Origin of the sequence: Actinoplanes subtropicus (genome assembly GCF_000721705.1) — a bacterium.
Taxonomy (GTDB): Bacteria; Actinomycetota; Actinomycetes; order Mycobacteriales; family Micromonosporaceae; genus Actinoplanes; species Actinoplanes subtropicus.
This window is the reverse complement of record NZ_JOJL01000033.1, coordinates 53262-69068: the sequence shown is the minus strand read 5'-3', so window position 1 is coordinate 69068 and position 15807 is coordinate 53262. Positions and strand designations below refer to the sequence as shown.

The window sequence follows — 15807 nt, the reverse complement described above, 5'->3', positions numbered from 1 at the left end:
GGTGCGGCAGGGGGCGCGTGTGGCGTGGGCGCCGGTGCGGGCGCGGGGCGGACGCGAGTCCGCGCACGGCACGAACGGGGGCGTCGCGGGCGCGTGGCGTCGCGGGCGCGTGGCGTCGCGGGCGCGTGGCGTCGCGGGCGTGTGGCGTCGCGTGGCGTCGCGGGCGCGTGGCGTCGCGGGCGCGTGGCGTCGCGGGGCCGGAACGGGCACGGGCGCGGGCGCGGCACGGGCGCGGGCACGGCGCGGGCACGGCACGGCGCGGGCACGGGGCGGGCACGGCACGGGGCGGGCACGGCACGGCGCGGGCACGGCACGGCGCGGGCACGGCACGGGCACGGGCACGGCACGGCACGGGCACGGCACGGCACGGGCACGGCACGGCACGGCACGGGCACGGCACGGCACGGGCACGGCACGGCACGGGCACGGCACGGCACGGCACGGCACGGCACGGCACGGCACGGCACGGGCACGGCACGGCACGGCGCGGGCACGGCACGGCGCGGGCACGGGGCGGGCACGGCACGGCGCGGGCACGGGGCGGGCACGGCACGGCGCGGGCACGGCGCGGGCACGGGACGGGGCGGGCACGGCCGTTTGGGCGGCGCGCTGCGGGTGCGACGCAGGCGCCGGTGCGGGCGCGGGCACGAGCACGGGTGCCACGCGGGTGCGGCACGAGCGGATGCGGGCGCAAGCGAGGGCAGGGACGTGAGCGCGGATGCCGGTGCCACGCGGGTGCCGCACGAGCGGGTGCGGGCGCGAGAGCGGGCGCCACGCGGGGTGCGCGAGCGGGTGCGGACGCGAGAGCAGGTGCCACGCGGTGTGCGCGAGCGGGTGCGGATGCGGAGGTGCGGCGGCGGGCTGGGGCGTGTGAGTGGTGAGGCGCGGGGCAAGGGGCGCGGGGCAGGGGGCGCGGGGCAAGGGGGGCGCGAGCGGCTTTGAGGGGGACTGTCGGCGAACGCTGGGCGACCGCGGGCGAAAGCGGTGGTTGACGGGGCCGGCTGGAAAGTTACACTCCAAGTGTAAAAAGTTGACCTTTGCGTTCCACTCAGGACTTCCGCCGGTGCGAGCCCGAGGTGACCATGTCAACGCGCGATGAGCAGGGGCTTTATATTCATCACACTACGGTTCGGTTTGGCGGGCTATTGGCGCTCGACGATGTCTCGCTGCGGGTTCCGCCGGGGCGGGTGGTCGGGATCATTGGGCCTAACGGGGCTGGGAAGACGACGCTCTTCAATGTGATCTGCGGGTTTGTGGTGCCGCAGGCGGGGGCGATCACGTTGGACGGGCGGCCGCTGCGACCGCGGCCGGATCATCTGTATCGGCACGGGATCGCGCGGACGCTGCAGGGGGTGGGGCAGTTCGGCGGGATGACGGTGCTGGAGAACGTTCAGGTCGGGCAGCGCCGCCGGGCAAGACCCGAGGAGGCGTACGCGGCCCTCGAGCGTTGCGGGGTCGCCGAGCATGCCGGTGAGTATCCGGGGAGCCTGCCGTATGCCAAGCGCAAACGGGTCGAGCTGGCCCGGGCGCTGGTCGCGCGGCCGCGGATTCTCCTGCTCGACGAGCCGGCCGGCGGGCTGGACGCGGCGGAGATCGGCTGGCTGGCCGAGCTGATCCGGAGCGCCCGCACCACCGTCCTGCTGGTCGAGCACCACATGGACCTGGTCATGTCGGTCTGCGACGAGATTCTCGTGCTCGACTTCGGCAAGCCGATCGCGCTGGGCACCCCGGGCGAGATCCGGTCGGACCCCAAGGTGGCCGAGGCGTATCTGGGAGCCCCGGCATGACAACGGGACGACCGCAAGGGACGGGGCTGCTCGAGGTTGACGGGCTGACCGCCGGGTATGGCGCCGCGCCCGTGCTGCACGACGTCGATCTCACGGTGGGCGCCGGGCGGATCGTCGCGGTGCTCGGGGCGAACGGCGCGGGCAAGACCACGCTCCTGCGTACGATATCCGGCTTGTTGCCCGCGGCCGCCGGGCGGATCACGTTCGACGGCGTCGACCTGCGCGGGGTGAAGGTCGAGCGGATGGTGCGGCATGGCATCGCGCACGTGCCGGAGGGCCGCGGCGTGGTCACCGAGCTGACCGTGGACGAGAACCTTCGGCTCGGCAACCTCTGGCGGCGGCGGCCGAAAAAACGAGGCGGGCTCGACGAGATCTATGACCTGTTCCCGGCGCTCGCCGGCCGAAAGAACCACCTCGGCCACCAACTCTCCGGCGGCGAGCGGCAGATGCTCGCGATCGGCCGGGCGCTGGCCGCCCGGCCCCGGCTGCTGCTGCTCGACGAGCCCTCCCTCGGGCTGGCCCCGAAGCTCACCGCCCAGATCCTGGGGCTGCTGCGGGACCTGCGTGATCGCACCGGCCTGGCCGTGCTGCTGGTCGAGCAGAACGTCCGTAGCGCACTGTCCATCGCCGACGAGGGTGTCGTGCTGAATCTGGGCCGGATAGCGGCCCGGGAGAGGGCCGACAAGCTCGCCGGCGACGCCGATCTCCGGCACGCTTACCTGGGGTTCTGACATGGACCGATTCCTGTACCTGACCTTCGACGGGCTCAGCCGGGGCGCGGTCTACGCGGCGTTCGCGCTGGCCCTGGTGCTGATCTGGCGGGCCGCCCGGATCGTGAACTTCGCCCAGGGCGCGATGGCGGTGGCGACCGCGTACGCCGGCTATTCGGTGGCCGACGCGACCGGTTCCTACTGGCTCGGCTTCCTGGTCGCTGTCACCGGTGGCCTCGTGCTCGGCGCGGTGGTCGAGCGGGTGGTGATGCGCTTCGTCGACCACTCGTCGCCGCTCAACGGCGTGGTGGTGGCGCTCGGCCTGGTGCTGATCATCCAGGGCGTGCTCGGGATGATCTACGGCGACGGGTACCGGCCGGCTCCGGCGCCGTTCAGCCGGGACGCGTTCGAGATCGGCGGCATCGCCATTCTCTCCCGCTACGACCTGTTCGTGTTCGCCGCGGTGGGCGCGGTGGTCGTCCTTCTCACGCTTCTCTTCACCCGTACGGCGACCGGCCTGCGGATGCGCGCGGCGGCCTTCGCGCCCGACGTCTCGCGGCTTCTGGGGGTGCCGGTCGGCGGGATGCTGACGCTCGGCTGGGCGCTCGCGGCGGCGGTCGGCTCCCTCGCCGGGATGCTGGTCCTCCCGACCGAGTTGGGCCTGCACCCGAACGCGATGGATCTGCTGTTCGTCTCGGCGTTCACCGCGGCCGTGGTGGGCGGGCTGGACAGCCCGGTCGGCGCGGTGGTCGGCGGTCTGGTGGTGGGCCTGCTGCTGGCGTACGTCGGCGGCTATCTCGGCGCCACGGTCGCGCCGATGGCGGTGCTGGTCCTGCTCGTGGTGGTGCTGCTGGGCCGGCCGGACGGGCTGTTCGCCAGGGCGAAGGCGAGGACCGCGTGACGATCCTCCAAGACGCGACAAAGACGAAAGATCACCAAAAGTCGCCCCCGAAGAGCACACCGCTGCTGCTGGTCATCGCCGGAGCGATCATCGTGGTCGCCCTGACCTACGTCCTGCCCCCGTTCCGGAACTACCAGTTGGCGACGATCGGGGCGTACTTCTGCGTGACCGCCGGCCTGACCGTGCTGACCGGGCTCAACGGCCAGCTCAGCCTCGGCCACGGCGCGCTGATGGCGACGGGCGCCTACACGCTGGCCCTCTGGCAGAACAAATTCGACCTGCTGCTGCCGGGCATCGCGCTGGCGGTGCTGGTCACCACGGTCGTCGGCGGGATCATCGGGCTCGCCGCGGCCCGCCTGAGGGGGCCGTACCTGGCCGGGCTGACGCTGGCGGTGGCGGTCGTCGTCCCCAGCATCACCAGCACGTTCGACAAGACCTTCAACAGCGACCAGGGGCTGTCCGTGGCGCTGGACCCGCCGCCGGGCGTGATCCCGGTCGAGCAGTGGCAGGCGTGGCTCTGCTGGGCGGGTGCGCTGCTGACGGTGCTGGTCCTGGCGTACCTCGTCCGCGGTCGTTTCGGGCGGGACCTGCGCGCGGTGCGGGACGACGAGACCGCCGCCAAGCTCGCGGGGGTCGGCGTCGCCCGTACGCAAGTCATGGCTTTTGTGGTTTCCGCGGCGTGTGCCGGGTTGGCGGGCGCTCTCTTCGCGGTGCTCGCGCAGAGCGTCTCCCCCGGCGCCTTTCCACTCACGCTGTCGCTGTTCCTGCTGATGGCCATCGTGATCGGCGGGCTGGGCCGGCTCACCGGCGCGCTGATCGGCGCGGTCCTGCTGGTCGCATTGCCGTCGGTGGCTCAGTCGATCGCCGAGGACGCGGGCTCGCAGCACCTCGAGGGCAACCTCGCGCTCACCTTCTTCGGCGTCGTCCTCGTCCTGGTCATGCTCGCCGCGCCCGGCGGGCTGGCCGCACTCAAGTTCCCCCGAAGATCCCGTAGGCAGAAAGGCTGAGCAATGAGACGCACCGCGACCGTCCTCGCCGCGCTGCTGCTGGCCGCCGGCTGCAGCAACGGAAACAGCACCAGCAGTGGGGGCAGCGGCAACACGCCCGGCGTGACCGACAACTCGATCCTGATCGGCACGCATCAGCCGCTCACCGGGCCGGCCGCCGCCGGCTACTCCGAGATCGCCCCGGCCACCAAGGCCTACTTCGACTACGTCAACGCGAACGGCGGCATCTACGGCCGCAAGATCACATACAAGATCATGGACGACGGCTACAACCCCGCCAACACCCAGCAGGTCGTACGCCAGCTGGTCCTGCAGGACAAGGTGTTCGCGATCCTCAACGGGCTGGGCACGCCCACGCACACCGGCGTGCTCGACTTCCTCAAGACCAACCGGGTGCCCGACCTCTTCGTGGCCAGCGGCAGCCGCACCTGGAACCAGCCGGGCAAGTATCCAGGGACGTTCGGCTTCAACCCCGACTACACGATCGAAGGCAAAATCCTTGCGGCGTACGTGAAGCAGACGTACGCCGGCAAGAAGGTCTGCTTCCTCGGCCAGGACGACGACTTCGGGCGGGACAGCCTCGCGGGCGTCGAGAAGGTCCTCGGGACGGTGGCCGCCAAGCAGACCTACGTGGTGACCAACCCGAACGTCGGCCCGCAGATGGGCGCCTTCAAGGCGGCGGCCTGCGACGTCGTCATCCTCGCCAGCATCCCCGGCTTCACCGCGCTGTCGATCGGCACGGCCGCGAAGATCGGTTTCAAGCCGCAGTTCGTGGTCAGCAACGTCGGTTCCGACCCCAGCACGCTCACCAAGACGCTGGGCGCGGCGGCACCGCTGCTCGAGGGTGTCGTGGCGGCCAACTACCTGCCGCTGGACACCGACGAATCCAACCCGTGGATCCAGCTTTACAAGAAGGTCAACAGCCAATACAACGGGAACGCCGCCTTCGACAACAACGTCGTGTACGGCATGTCCGTCGGCTACCTGTTCGTCCAGGCTCTGCAGGGCGCCGGCAAGGACCTCACCAGGGACAAGCTGACCGCGGCGGTGCAGAAGGGCGGGTTCACCGGGCCGGGGCTGGTCCCGACGCGCTTCTCGGCGCAAGATCATTCAGGGTACGCCGGCGAGCAGATCACCAAGCTCACCGGCGGCAAGGCGACCTACCTCGGGACGCCGTACACCACCGACGACGCGGACGGCGCGGTCACCGCGTACTCCGGGGCGGCCGCGACGCCGCCGCAGAACGGTATCCCTACGGCGCAGTAACGTCTGGGTCGGAACGAATCTCGAAGGCGCAAACAGAGGAGCGGCGATGGCGGACCAAGTGGCGATCGTGACCGGGGCCAGCCGAGGAATCGGCTTCGCCATCGCGCAACGTTTCGTTGCCGAGGGCTACAAGGTCGCCATCACCGGGCGTAACGCGGAGGCGCTCGCCCAGGCCGCGCTCGACCTGGGCGGCGCCGAGGTGGCGATCGGCATCGCCGGCAAGGGCGACGACACCGACCACCGGGCCGAGGTGATCGACACGGTGCTCGGCCAGTTCGGCCCGATCACGACGCTGGTCAACAACATCGGGATCAACCCGGCGTACGGCCCGCTCGCCACGCTCGACCTGAGCGCCGCCGGCAAGATGATCGACGTGAACGTGCTCGGCACCCTCGGCTGGGTGCAGGAGGCGCTGCGCGGCGGCCTGTCCGAGGGCGGCGCCATCGTGAACATCTCGTCGGTCTCCGGCGTGCGCCCGGCTCCGGGGATAGCGTTCTACGGCGTGACCAAGGCCGCGCTGATCCACCTCACCGAGGAGCTGGCCGTCGAGCTGGCGCCGAAGGTGCGGGTCAACGCGGTCGCCCCGGCGGTGGTCAAGACCAAGTTCGCGACCGCCCTCTACGAGGGCCGCGAGGAGAAGGTGGCCGCCACGTACCCGCTCGGCCGGCTCGGCGTCCCCGAGGACGTGGCCGGCACGGTCGCCTTCCTGTGCGGGCCGGATGCCGCCTGGATCACCGGCCAGACCGTCGTCATCGACGGCGGCGTCACGCTGACCGGGATGGTGCAGTGACCCGGCGGGTGGTGGTCACCGGGGCGGGCGGCGGCATCGGCGCGGCCCTGGCCCGCCGGTTCGCCGCCGACGGCGCCGAGGTGGTGGTCAGCGACCTCGACCCGGCCGCCGCCGCGGCGGTGGCCAGCGAGATCGGCGGCCTGGCGGTGCCGGGCGACGCGGCGAACGAGGAGGACACCCGCCGGCTGATCGAGGCGGCCTGGGCCGAGCTCGGCGGGATCGATCTGTTCTGCTCGAACGCGGGCGTGCTCACGGCCGGCGACGAGAACACCCCGGACGCGGCATGGAGCCGGGACTTCGCGGTCAACGTGCTGTCCCACGTCTATGTCACCCGGCACCTGCTGCCCCGCTGGCTGGATCGGGGCGAGCCAAAGCGGTTGCTCGTGACGGTCAGCGCCGCCGGGCTGCTCTCGATCCTGGGCAGCGCCTCGTACGCGGTCACCAAGCACGGTGCGCTGGCGTACGCCGAATGGCTGCGGGCCACGTACGCCCATCGGGGTTTGATCGTCCAGGCCCTGTGCCCGCAGGGTGTCCGGACCGACATGCTCACCCGCGGCGAGGTGACCGACAGCGCGAGCGCCGCGATGCTGGCCGACGGTGCGCTGGAGCCGGCTGAGGTGGCCGCGGTCGCCGCGAAGGCGGTCGAGGGCGACAGCTTTCTGGTGCTGCCGCATCCCGAGGTCGCCGATTACTACCAGTTGCGGGCGACCGACACCGATCGGTGGCTCGGCGGGATGAACAAGATTCAGCGCGCGTTCGAGGAAGGCCGTCGATGAAGGGCCTCGACCTCGCCGCGCTGCAGGCCTATCTCGGGTCGTCGCGCGAACTGACCGGGCGGATGTTCGCCGGTGGAAGATCCAATTTGACGTACGCGATCACGGACGGTCAGCAACGGTGGGTGTTGCGCCGGCCCCCGCTCGGGCATGTCCTACCGACCGCCCACGACATGGTGCGTGAGCACCGGGTCCTCGAAGCGCTCTCCAAGGCGGGCTTCCCCGCGCCGCGCCCCGTCGCGCTTTGTACCGATATTTCGGTCATCGGCGCACCGTTCTACCTGATGGAGCAGGTCGACGGCAAGATTTACCGCGAAGAATCGGATTTGTCGGATTTGGGCCCTAGCGCGCTGCACGGCTTGATCCTCTCCCTCGTGGACACGCTGGCCGACCTGCACGCGCTCGACCCGGCGGCGATCGGCCTCGCCGACTTCGGCCGCCCCGAGGGCTTCAACCAGCGCCAGGTGAGCCGCTGGCGGAAGCAGCTCGACGCCTCCCGCAGCCGCGACGTGGCCGGCATCGACGAGCTGCACGCCCGGCTGGCCGTGGACATCCCGGAGGGCGGCCCCGGCGCGGTCGTACACGGCGACTACCGGCTGGACAACGTGCTGATCGGCGACCAGCTGCAGATCAACGCGGTGCTCGACTGGGAGATGTCCACGCTCGGCGACCCGCTCAGCGACGTCGCCCTGATGCTGGTCTACGCCGGGCTCCCGCTGCAGGTCACCGACGGCCTGGCGACCGTGCCGCTGAAGGTGCCCGGCCATCCCACGCTGCGCGAGATGAGTGCCCGTTACGCCGAGCGCAGCGGCCGCGATGTGAGCGACCTGCACTGGTACGTGGCGTTCGCCTCGTTCAAGCTGGCGGTGATCCTCGAGGGCGTGCACTACCGCTACGTTCAAGGTCAAACGGTCGGTGACGGCTTCGACACGATCGGCAACCTGGTCGGCCCGCTGGTGATGCGCGGCCACGAGGCCCTGGAGGGGAACTGATGGAGTTCGGCTTCGACGCGAAGACCGAGGACTACCGGAAGCGGCTGCTGTCCTTCATGGACGAGCACGTCTACCCGGCGGAGCCCTCGCTGGCCGGCCACGACGGCTGGGAACCACCGGCGGCGCTCGCCGGGCTGAAGGCCAAGGCCCGCGAGGCCGGCCTGTGGAACCTCTTCCTGCCCGGCGTGCACGGGGCCGGCCTGACCAACCTCCAGTACGCGCCGCTCGCCGAGATCACCGGCCGCAGCCCGTCGCTGGCCCCGGCCGCGCTGAACTGCGCCGCGCCGGACACCGGCAACATGGAGGTGCTCTCCGAGTTCGGCACCCCCGCGCAGCGGCAGGCGTGGCTGACGCCCCTGCTCGACGGGGAGATCCGCTCCGCCTTCGCGATGACCGAGCCGGGCGTGGCCTCCTCGGACGCCACCAACATCGGCACCCGGATCGAGCGGGACGGCGACGAGTACGTCATCAACGGCCACAAGTTCTACATCAGCGGCGCGATGAACCCGAACTGCAAGATCTTCATCGTGATGGGCAAGACCGACCCGTCGGCCGCCCGGCACGTGCAGCAGAGCATGGTCCTGGTCCCACGGGACACGCCCGGCCTGCAGATCAAGCGCGGCATGCACGTCTTCGGCTACACCGACGGCGACCATGGCGGCCACGCCGAGATCATTTTCGACAACGTACGGGTGCCGGTGGCGAACCTGATCGGTGAGGAGGGCGGCGGCTTCGCGATCTCGCAGGCCCGCCTCGGCCCGGGCCGCATCCACCACTGCATGCGGCTGATCGGCATGGGCGAGCGCGCGCTCGAACTGATGTGCACGCGGGCGCTGGCCCGCACCGCGTTCGGCAGGCCGATCGCCGAGCAGGGCGTGGTGCAGGACTGGATCGCCGAGTCCCGGGTGCGCCTCGAGCAGGCCCGCCTGCTGGTGCTCAAGGCGGCCTGGCTGATGGACACGGTCGGCAACAAGGGCGCACACACCGAGATCCAGGCCATCAAGATCGCGGTGCCGTCCACGGTCGAGTGGATCATTGACAAGGCCATTCAGGCGTACGGGGCGGCCGGCGTCAGCCAGGACACGCCCCTCGCCGCACTCTGGGCCGGTTCGCGCACACTGCGGCTGGCCGACGGCCCGGACGAGGTGCACAAGCGGTCGCTGGCGCGGCGGGAGTTGAGCCGCTACCGGAGCGCCTCGTGACGACCTCCCCGCAGCGCGTCGACGGCCGCACGGCGCGCTCCGAACGGACCCGCAGCGCGATCGTCGACGCGCACCAGCAGCTCATCCGGGAGGGCGACCTGCGCCCCACGGCGGAACGGATCGCCAAGCAGGCCGGCGTCTCGCTGCGCGCGTTGTGGAGTCACTTCGCCGATCTGGAGGCGCTCTTCGCGGCCAGCGGCGAGCGGGTGCTCCAGGAGGCGGCGGAGGGCCACAAGCCGGTCTCCACCAAGCTGCCGCTGGCCGAGCGGATCGACGCGTACACCCGGCAGCGGGCCCGGATGCTGGAGCAACTGGCCCCGAACTCGAGGGCGTCGGCGTTGAAGGAGCCGTTCTCGGAGACGCTGCAACACTACCGCCGCGCCCACCTGAACCGGGCGCGGGAGGAGATCGCGACCCTGTTCGCCGCCGAGATCGACGGCGACGAGGAGCTGCTGAACAGCCTGACGGCGGTCACCATGTCGGCCACCTGGTCGACCTGGCGCGAGGTGATGAAGATGTCGGTGGCAGCGTCCCGCGCGGCGCTGTCCCGCACCTTCACGGCGCTGCTGACCACCGCTTGAGGGGTTGACGCTTAGCGCTACGTATGTAGAGTTAAGCGCCATGCGGCGTAACCGACCCCTGTCCATGCAGGCGATCAGCGTTCTGCGGGCGCTGGCCGCCGACCCGTCGCGCTGGCGCTACGGCTATGACCTGGCCACCGAGGTCCACCTGAAGTCCGGCTCGCTGTACCCGATCCTGGTTCGCCTGGCCGACCGCGGCCTGCTCGACGCGACGTGGGAGCCCGGCCCGCACGAGCGCCCGCCCCGCCACCTGTACCGGCTCAGCGGGGCGGGCCGGGAGTTCCTGGCCACGCTGCCCGCCCCCGCGCGGGCCAACCCGCGCGCCGCCCTCCGCCCGAGCGAGGCCTGATCTCATGTCGATGCTGTTCATTTTCGTGGTGGGCGCGGTGGTGGCCCTGATCCGCCGCCGCCTGGTGGCCGGCCCGGCCGCGCGCCAGGACTCCCCGGCCCGGTTGCTGGGCTGGGCGGTCGGTCTGCTGGCCACCCAGCGCGGTGACTGGGGACAGGCGATGATCGGCGAACTGGACCGGCTCGAGGGCCGGGCCCAGCGCTGGCGCTTCGCGCTCGGCTGTGTCGTCGCCGCGGCGGTCATGCCGCCCTGGGGGCGGGCCGTCGCCGCGCTCGGGGCGCTCACCGCGGTCGCGGCCGGCGGCGCCGGGCTGTACGCCTACATCCACGTGCACTACCGGCTGCACGTCGACGGCTGGACCTGGGTGGGCACGGCGGTCCTGCTGCTGGTCCTGGCCGGCTACGTGCTCGGCGGCAGCGTGCTCCTGCGCCGCCCCGGAGTGGCCGGGCCCGGGCTGCTCGGCGGCCTGGTGACCGCGGCCGCATGGCTGGCGGCGGGCGGCTTCACCTTCGATCGGTGGCTCAACTCGATCGGCCGGCACTGGTGGCTGGTCTTCCTGACTCCGGTCCTGGTCGGGGCGGGCGGCGCGTGGTGGGGCGGCAACGCCGCCGCGGGCCGGCGCGTCGCCCGGATGGCCGCCGTGACCGCCGCCCTCGGCGTCTACCTGTACGGGTTGCTCGCAGTCGCGGTCGTCGGGGCGACCGGGCACGACCCGAGCGACGGCTGGACGCCCACCCAGATAGTCGACGACAACCTGGGCAACCAGGCCGTCTTCTACCTGGTCGCGCTGCCGCTGGTGACCGCGACCATGGGCTGGGCCGCCGCGGCCGCCACCGCCACTCTGCGCGGCGCGCCGGCGGCCCCGACCGGGCCGGCAGCCGCATCGACGGCCGGCGTCGCGACCCACCGAACCTGGTACGTCGTTCTGCTGTGCGCCGCACTGTCGACGTCAGCGATGCTGGTCGCCGTCGCCTTCCTGCGGAGCTGACACATAGATCTAGCATGAGTCGATGGGATGCTCGCTGGGTCACCCGGTCGAACCGCGGGAGCGGGTCATTCCCGGCCTCTATCGCTGCCTGGTGCCGATGACGATTCTGGTGCCGCAGCCGGTCGGGCCCGGTGGCGCGGTGCAGCCGGTGCCGATGACCTATCCGCACGGCGAGATGTATTACGACGCGTCCATCGAGCCGATCGCGATCTGTCCCTGCGGCCAGTACGCGGTGACCGTCTGCGGGAACTGTCGCCGGTACCGTTGCCCGACGTGTCAGCCGGCCGGCGGCCAGGTCTGCGTCGACTGCGCCGCCGAGATCGCGCCGCCGACGGAGGGGGACCGCGAGGGACTGCTCGCCCGGGTCGCGCGGATTCCCGATCCGACCGAGCGGCTGCTGCAGGCGGCGATGGTTCTCGATCAGGACCCGGGGGACGACATCTACGCGGCCCTCTACCGGGTCTGCCCGTTCCTGCCGTTCCTGCCCGGGATGGTCTACTGGGAGCCGCTGGAGCCGGTCTTCCCGCCCGGCCCGCAGTGGGTGCCCTGGGATTCCGGCATGGTCGGGCGGTGGTTCGCCGGCCGGGCCGCCGCGCAGGGGCTGCGGCCCGGCTTCGAGATCACCGAGGGACGCGTCTTCGCCCAGACCGCGTACGGCTGGCGGCTCCTCGCCGGCAGCACCGTCCGCGAGGAGGACGGCTTCACCGACACGGCCTTCCTGCTCACCTCGGGGGCGGTCGTGCGCGCGGCGGCGCCCGAGGAACGCCGCCCGGGCATGATCGCCACCCGCCGCACCGAGCCCACCGGCCTGAACCTGCCGGCGCTGGCCGAGCTAGGCGGGCTGCTCGGCCTGCGGCTGCCCGTCGCTTGACGGCCGTGGCTGGGCGTTACGCAGGCGGATGCCGCTGAAGCCGACCGTGCTCTCGATGACCTCGTCCCAGAAGGACCACAGGTTGTCGAGCAGACGCAGCTGGATGCCGGCCGCGGCGTGGCAGTCGATCAGGTTGCCGACCGGTTCCGGCGGGACCAGCGGCGTCACCGGCTCGGCGGCCACCAGCGCGTGCGGTTCGGCGTCCGGGGACGACACGTAGTGGAACGGGCCGGCGGGGAGGCGGTAGGCGTACACCATCGTGGTTTGCAGGGGTTTCAGCCAGGCGTATTCGATGGCGTGGACGCGCGGGCCGCAGCCGGCGCCGATGATGCGGTCGCGGTCGGCCTCGGTGGTGGTGTCGCGGACCCACGCCATCGCGCGCGGGCATTGCCGCGGGAACCAGTAGCTGGGCGCGTTGCGCCAGTCCACCGCCCAGACGTACGGCGAGGTGACCCCCGGCATGAACCGGGTGATCGTCGGGTCCTCCGAGAAGTGCAGCACCTGCCCCGGTTCCGGTCGCATCCGGACACTCTCGCACGCGGGCGGTGCCGCAGTCCCGCCCGCGCCCGATCAGCTACCCATATGCGGGAGAAAATCGTCCAGTGGACGCCCAGACCGGCGGTGCGCCTCGTACGCCTCCAGCCAGATCCGGCCCTTCAACGCCACCAGGTAGATCGTGTTCTGCGGCGTCCAGAACCGCGGGTTGTAGTGACAGATCCGGGTGTGCCCGCCGATCGCCTCCAGCGTGTGGTTCTCCGCGCTGGCCGTGACCATCGGCCGGCCGCCCGCGTCCCAGAGCAGGGCCGGCTGCATGACCAGCATGTCCGGGCAGTCGTTGGGATACTGCGCCGGCAGCATGATCCGCACCTGGTACCGGCCGCCGCCGTTGGTGGTGAGGACGCCCTCGACGTACGTCGAGCCGCGCACCACCGGGTTGTACCAGGCCAGCGTCGGGAAGTACTGGGCCAGGATCATCCGCTCCTGCATGAGTCGCTGCTGCTGGCCGCTATTCCACATCGGACCGCTCCGGCTCGGCCGCGGCGGCCTCCGTCGGTTCCTCGACCCGTGGGGCGGGCCTCGGCGCCGTCGTGGCGGTCACCACGTCGGTCACCGTCCGGCAGAAGTCGGCGTCGGTCATCGACGCGTGCGGCGCGATCCGGGCGGCCGGCCGCTCCTCCAGCAGCACGTGCACCTCGCCGTCCGGGAAGTCCGGCGGGAAGGCCATCGACCAGTTCCCGGCCGCATTGCTGAAGTGGTACGTCAGCGCGCCGTCCGGGGTGACCATCATCCGGCAGTCGCGGAACAGCTCACGGCAGGTCGCGTCCACCCGCCGGAGGAACTCGGTGCCCCACTGTTCGGTGAACCAGCCCTGCGGCCGCGGGCCGGCCGCGGGCGCCGCCACCACCGGCACGGCGACCGGCGCGAGCTCGCCACCGACCGGTTTGATGATCCCGGCCCGCTCCGCGGAGGCGCCCGTGGGGCTCTCGCCGGGCAGCACCTGGAACCGGCCGCGCCGGAAGGAAGGCCGGCCACGCTCGAAGAGAAACGCGTTGATCTGGACCTGGCCGGTGAACCGGCGCCGGATCATCGCGCGCTCGCCGGCCCGGATGTTGGCCACGAAGATCAGGAACCGGGTGAAGCCGTTGAGCTCCAGGGTGCGCAGCGCGGTCGAGACGTCCCCGCTGCTTGGCTCGGCAAGCCCCAGCTCGTGGTGCGAATGCCAGTCGCCGATGTGCTGCAGGCCGTACTGGTCCTGCGCCCGCCGGCCACGATTGCGCAGGTAGTCGGCGTCCTGGAAGAAGGCGGCGTGCTCGTGTCGCGCGTTCGGCCCGGGGCCGAGGGTCAGCTGGACGGCCGGCGCGCCGGTGTGGGTCCAGAAGCCGAAGAGGTCGCCGCCGGTCTCCCGGCGCGGGTACTCGGCCACCCAGTTGGCGATGCGCTGGAGCTCCCCCTCGTGGATCGAGACGACGAACAGGTCGTCGTCGCGGACCGGCCGCGGACGATGGATGGTGTTGCCGTGCGCAGTCATGCTGTGCCTCCTTAGGCATGCCCTTCTGGCCCTCGCCTCCGGCCTGAGTGCGCAACTTGCGGAGGTGCCGCTCGGTGCAGGCGGTCATGCCATCGCCTCCCGGTTCGCGAAGATGTTGTCGGCGCCGGCCGGGGCGACGCCGCACGAGACGCACGCGTCGTTGCGGGACAGGTTGGCGCCGTACCAGCGGAGCACGGCCGGCTTGGTGAACTCGTAGCCCATCTGCGGCCAGGAGGCGTAGACGCCCTCCCGGCGGTTGGCCCAGACGTAGAAGTCGGCCACCAGGTCCTGGTCGAGCGACTCCAGGCCGCCAGAGGTGCCGCGGGACAGCTCGACCAGCGCGAGCTTGACCATCATGGTGGAGATCGGCGCGATGTCGGAGGCGAGTCCGACCTGGACGGTCGCGTCGAGATCGTCATCGGCCACGTAGGCGGGCGCGTCCTCGCGGGCCTCGCTGCGGCGGGAGAACTCGCGCGGCCGCTGGGCCAGGAACTGCTCGGTGTAGACGCAGGCCAGGCAGGGGCCTTCGAACGGGCGTACGCGCAGCACGTCCCCGCCGCAGGCCCGGGTCAGCACCCGGCCGAAGATCGCCGGGAGTCGCTGGTCGAGCGCCAGCTGGTTGAGCACGAACCGGCTGCGGTCGCTGTCGGTCGCGGCGATCAGCAGGTCCGTCCCGCGGACCGCGTTCTCCAGCGCGTCCGGGTTCTGCAGGATGTCCACGTCGGCGGTGACCACGTCGAGCGCCGGGTTCTTGCCGTGCACCAGGTCGGCGACCGCGGTGGTCTTGCGCCGGCCCAGATCGCCGATGCCGCAGGCGTGCCGGGCCACGTTGCCGGCCTCGAGGCGGTCCCGGTCGACCAGCACCATGCGCCCGATGCCGCTCTGCGCGAGCGCCACCGCGATGGTCGAGCCGCCGCTGCCCAGCCCGACGATCGCGACCGACCGGCCGGCCAGCGCGTCGGTCTCGAGCAGGCCCTTCGACCGGGTGTAGAGCTGGGCCGAGACCGGCACCACCTGGACCTGCGCCTCGACCGGGCCGGCCGGCCCGCTGACCAGGCCGCTCACGCCGCCGTCCGGCGAGACGGCGACGGCCACCCGGGGGGCGTCGTCGCCGGCCGGGGCGGCCACCGGCGTTCCGGACAGGGTCACCCGGGCCCGGCACGGCTCGCCGGCGAAATGCGCCCGGGGCGGCTGCAGGTAGATGTGGAAGACGTCGCCGTCGTCCATCGCCATGCCGAGCGCGTCGACGCTCAGCTCCGGATCGCCCGGGCGCCACCGCTGCCGCAGGGCGTCGAGCTGCTCCTGGTACACGAAGACCCGGGTCACGAGAAATACCCGCTCTCCGCGGTGTCCGTCGCGATGACCTGGTCGGGGCTGGGCTGGTTGGTGACGGTGAGCTGACCGCTGCGGGGGTCGAAGACCAGTTCCTGCGAGGTCGGCCGGCCCGCCGTGATGTCGCTGAGCTCCTTCTGGATCTTTTCGGGACGCGTGTCGTCCATGGCGCTGGCTCCGTCCTGTCGTACGCGAGTCCTGTTGCGTGTTCCTGACGGACGGACTCGCG

At 71.8% G+C, this 15807-nt stretch carries 18 protein-coding genes; 13 read left to right on the top strand and 5 right to left on the bottom strand.

Annotated features, from left to right (window positions below):
- The first annotated feature begins 1082 nt into the window (after window positions 1–1082).
- From IH26_RS0139050 to IH26_RS0138990, 13 genes are read left to right on the top strand one after another with little or no spacing between them, the layout of a single operon-like run.
- Window positions 1083–1787, top strand: coding sequence for an ABC transporter ATP-binding protein (locus IH26_RS0139050; protein WP_030441332.1), 705 nt, complete (start codon window positions 1083–1085; stop codon window positions 1785–1787).
- Window positions 1784–2518 (top strand): ABC transporter ATP-binding protein, encoded by a 735-nt coding sequence (locus IH26_RS0139045; protein WP_030441331.1) that lies wholly within the window; start codon window positions 1784–1786, stop codon window positions 2516–2518. Before IH26_RS0139050 ends, IH26_RS0139045 begins: the two co-directional genes overlap by 4 nt.
- A gap of 1 nt (window position 2519) precedes the next feature.
- Window positions 2520–3398 (top strand): branched-chain amino acid ABC transporter permease, encoded by an 879-nt coding sequence (locus IH26_RS0139040; protein ID WP_030441330.1) that lies wholly within the window; start codon window positions 2520–2522, stop codon window positions 3396–3398.
- A gap of 2 nt (window positions 3399–3400) precedes the next feature.
- Window positions 3401–4405: a branched-chain amino acid ABC transporter permease gene (locus IH26_RS0139035; protein WP_051809291.1), complete on the top strand. Its 1005-nt coding sequence runs from the start codon at window positions 3401–3403 to the stop codon at window positions 4403–4405.
- 3 nt (window positions 4406–4408) lie between these two features.
- Window positions 4409–5671 (top strand): ABC transporter substrate-binding protein, encoded by a 1263-nt coding sequence (locus tag IH26_RS0139030; RefSeq protein WP_030441328.1) that lies wholly within the window; start codon window positions 4409–4411, stop codon window positions 5669–5671.
- A gap of 46 nt (window positions 5672–5717) precedes the next feature.
- Entirely contained in the window at window positions 5718–6461 is a 744-nt protein-coding gene (locus IH26_RS0139025) for an SDR family oxidoreductase (protein WP_030441327.1), read from the top strand.
- Window positions 6458–7237, top strand: coding sequence for an SDR family oxidoreductase (locus IH26_RS0139020; protein ID WP_030441326.1), 780 nt, complete (start codon window positions 6458–6460; stop codon window positions 7235–7237). Before IH26_RS0139025 ends, IH26_RS0139020 begins: the two co-directional genes overlap by 4 nt.
- The gene (locus tag IH26_RS0139015; protein WP_030441325.1) at window positions 7234–8226 is read left to right on the top strand and encodes a phosphotransferase family protein; all 993 of its coding nucleotides are present in this window, start codon (window positions 7234–7236) and stop codon (window positions 8224–8226) included. The genes IH26_RS0139020 and IH26_RS0139015 overlap by 4 nt, the downstream gene beginning before the upstream one ends.
- Window positions 8226–9428, top strand: coding sequence for an acyl-CoA dehydrogenase family protein (locus IH26_RS0139010; protein ID WP_030441324.1), 1203 nt, complete (start codon window positions 8226–8228; stop codon window positions 9426–9428). Before IH26_RS0139015 ends, IH26_RS0139010 begins: the two co-directional genes overlap by 1 nt.
- Entirely contained in the window at window positions 9425–10009 is a 585-nt protein-coding gene (locus IH26_RS0139005) for a TetR/AcrR family transcriptional regulator (protein WP_030441323.1), read from the top strand. The genes IH26_RS0139010 and IH26_RS0139005 overlap by 4 nt, the downstream gene beginning before the upstream one ends.
- A 40-nt stretch (window positions 10010–10049) precedes the next feature.
- Window positions 10050–10358 carry a PadR family transcriptional regulator gene (locus IH26_RS0139000; RefSeq protein WP_030441322.1) on the top strand — a complete coding sequence of 103 codons (309 nt, stop codon included), beginning with the start codon at window positions 10050–10052 and terminating at the stop codon, window positions 10356–10358.
- Window positions 10359–10368: 10 nt separating this feature from the next.
- Complete coding sequence (locus IH26_RS0138995; protein ID WP_157437593.1) at window positions 10369–11346, top strand: hypothetical protein; 978 nt, start codon at window positions 10369–10371, stop codon at window positions 11344–11346.
- A 22-nt stretch (window positions 11347–11368) separates the two neighbouring features.
- Entirely contained in the window at window positions 11369–12217 is an 849-nt protein-coding gene (locus tag IH26_RS0138990; protein WP_030441320.1) for a hypothetical protein, read from the top strand.
- On the opposite strand, the gene IH26_RS0138985 is transcribed toward IH26_RS0138990, so the two are convergent.
- From IH26_RS0138985 to IH26_RS60350, 5 genes are all read right to left on the bottom strand, one after another.
- Complete coding sequence (locus tag IH26_RS0138985; RefSeq protein ID WP_030441319.1) at window positions 12179–12739, bottom strand: DUF6886 family protein; 561 nt, start codon at window positions 12737–12739, stop codon at window positions 12179–12181. The genes IH26_RS0138990 and IH26_RS0138985 overlap by 39 nt on opposite strands.
- Window positions 12740–12787: 48 nt before the next feature.
- Complete coding sequence (locus IH26_RS0138980; RefSeq protein ID WP_157437592.1) at window positions 12788–13234, bottom strand: hypothetical protein; 447 nt, start codon at window positions 13232–13234, stop codon at window positions 12788–12790.
- Window positions 13224–14246 (bottom strand): Mov34/MPN/PAD-1 family protein, encoded by a 1023-nt coding sequence (locus IH26_RS0138975; protein ID WP_030441317.1) that lies wholly within the window; start codon window positions 14244–14246, stop codon window positions 13224–13226. Before IH26_RS0138975 ends, IH26_RS0138980 begins: the two co-directional genes overlap by 11 nt.
- An 84-nt stretch (window positions 14247–14330) precedes the next feature.
- Window positions 14331–15572 (bottom strand): HesA/MoeB/ThiF family protein, encoded by a 1242-nt coding sequence (locus IH26_RS56510; protein ID WP_030441316.1) that lies wholly within the window; start codon window positions 15570–15572, stop codon window positions 14331–14333.
- The gene (locus IH26_RS60350; protein WP_157437591.1) at window positions 15569–15745 is read right to left on the bottom strand and encodes a hypothetical protein; all 177 of its coding nucleotides are present in this window, start codon (window positions 15743–15745) and stop codon (window positions 15569–15571) included. Before IH26_RS60350 ends, IH26_RS56510 begins: the two co-directional genes overlap by 4 nt.
- Window positions 15746–15807: the final 62 nt, after the last annotated feature.

Coding starts and splice junctions, on each gene's coding strand:
- IH26_RS0138990 (WP_030441320.1), top strand. CDS start 11,369: ATGGGATGCTCGCTGGGTCACCCGGTCGAACCGCGGGAGCGGGTCATT.
- IH26_RS0139025 (WP_030441327.1), top strand. CDS start 5,718: ATGGCGGACCAAGTGGCGATCGTGACCGGGGCCAGCCGAGGAATCGGC.
- IH26_RS60350 (WP_157437591.1), bottom strand. CDS start 15,745: ATGGACGACACGCGTCCCGAAAAGATCCAGAAGGAGCTCAGCGACATC.
- IH26_RS0138975 (WP_030441317.1), bottom strand. CDS start 14,246: ATGACTGCGCACGGCAACACCATCCATCGTCCGCGGCCGGTCCGCGAC.
- IH26_RS0139000 (WP_030441322.1), top strand. CDS start 10,050: ATGCGGCGTAACCGACCCCTGTCCATGCAGGCGATCAGCGTTCTGCGG.
- IH26_RS0138995 (WP_157437593.1), top strand. CDS start 10,369: ATGCTGTTCATTTTCGTGGTGGGCGCGGTGGTGGCCCTGATCCGCCGC.
- IH26_RS0139015 (WP_030441325.1), top strand. CDS start 7,234: ATGAAGGGCCTCGACCTCGCCGCGCTGCAGGCCTATCTCGGGTCGTCG.
- IH26_RS0139040 (WP_030441330.1), top strand. CDS start 2,520: ATGGACCGATTCCTGTACCTGACCTTCGACGGGCTCAGCCGGGGCGCG.
- IH26_RS0139030 (WP_030441328.1), top strand. CDS start 4,409: ATGAGACGCACCGCGACCGTCCTCGCCGCGCTGCTGCTGGCCGCCGGC.
- IH26_RS0139010 (WP_030441324.1), top strand. CDS start 8,226: ATGGAGTTCGGCTTCGACGCGAAGACCGAGGACTACCGGAAGCGGCTG.
- IH26_RS0139050 (WP_030441332.1), top strand. CDS start 1,083: ATGTCAACGCGCGATGAGCAGGGGCTTTATATTCATCACACTACGGTT.
- IH26_RS0138980 (WP_157437592.1), bottom strand. CDS start 13,234: ATGTGGAATAGCGGCCAGCAGCAGCGACTCATGCAGGAGCGGATGATC.
- IH26_RS0139045 (WP_030441331.1), top strand. CDS start 1,784: ATGACAACGGGACGACCGCAAGGGACGGGGCTGCTCGAGGTTGACGGG.
- IH26_RS0138985 (WP_030441319.1), bottom strand. CDS start 12,739: ATGCGACCGGAACCGGGGCAGGTGCTGCACTTCTCGGAGGACCCGACG.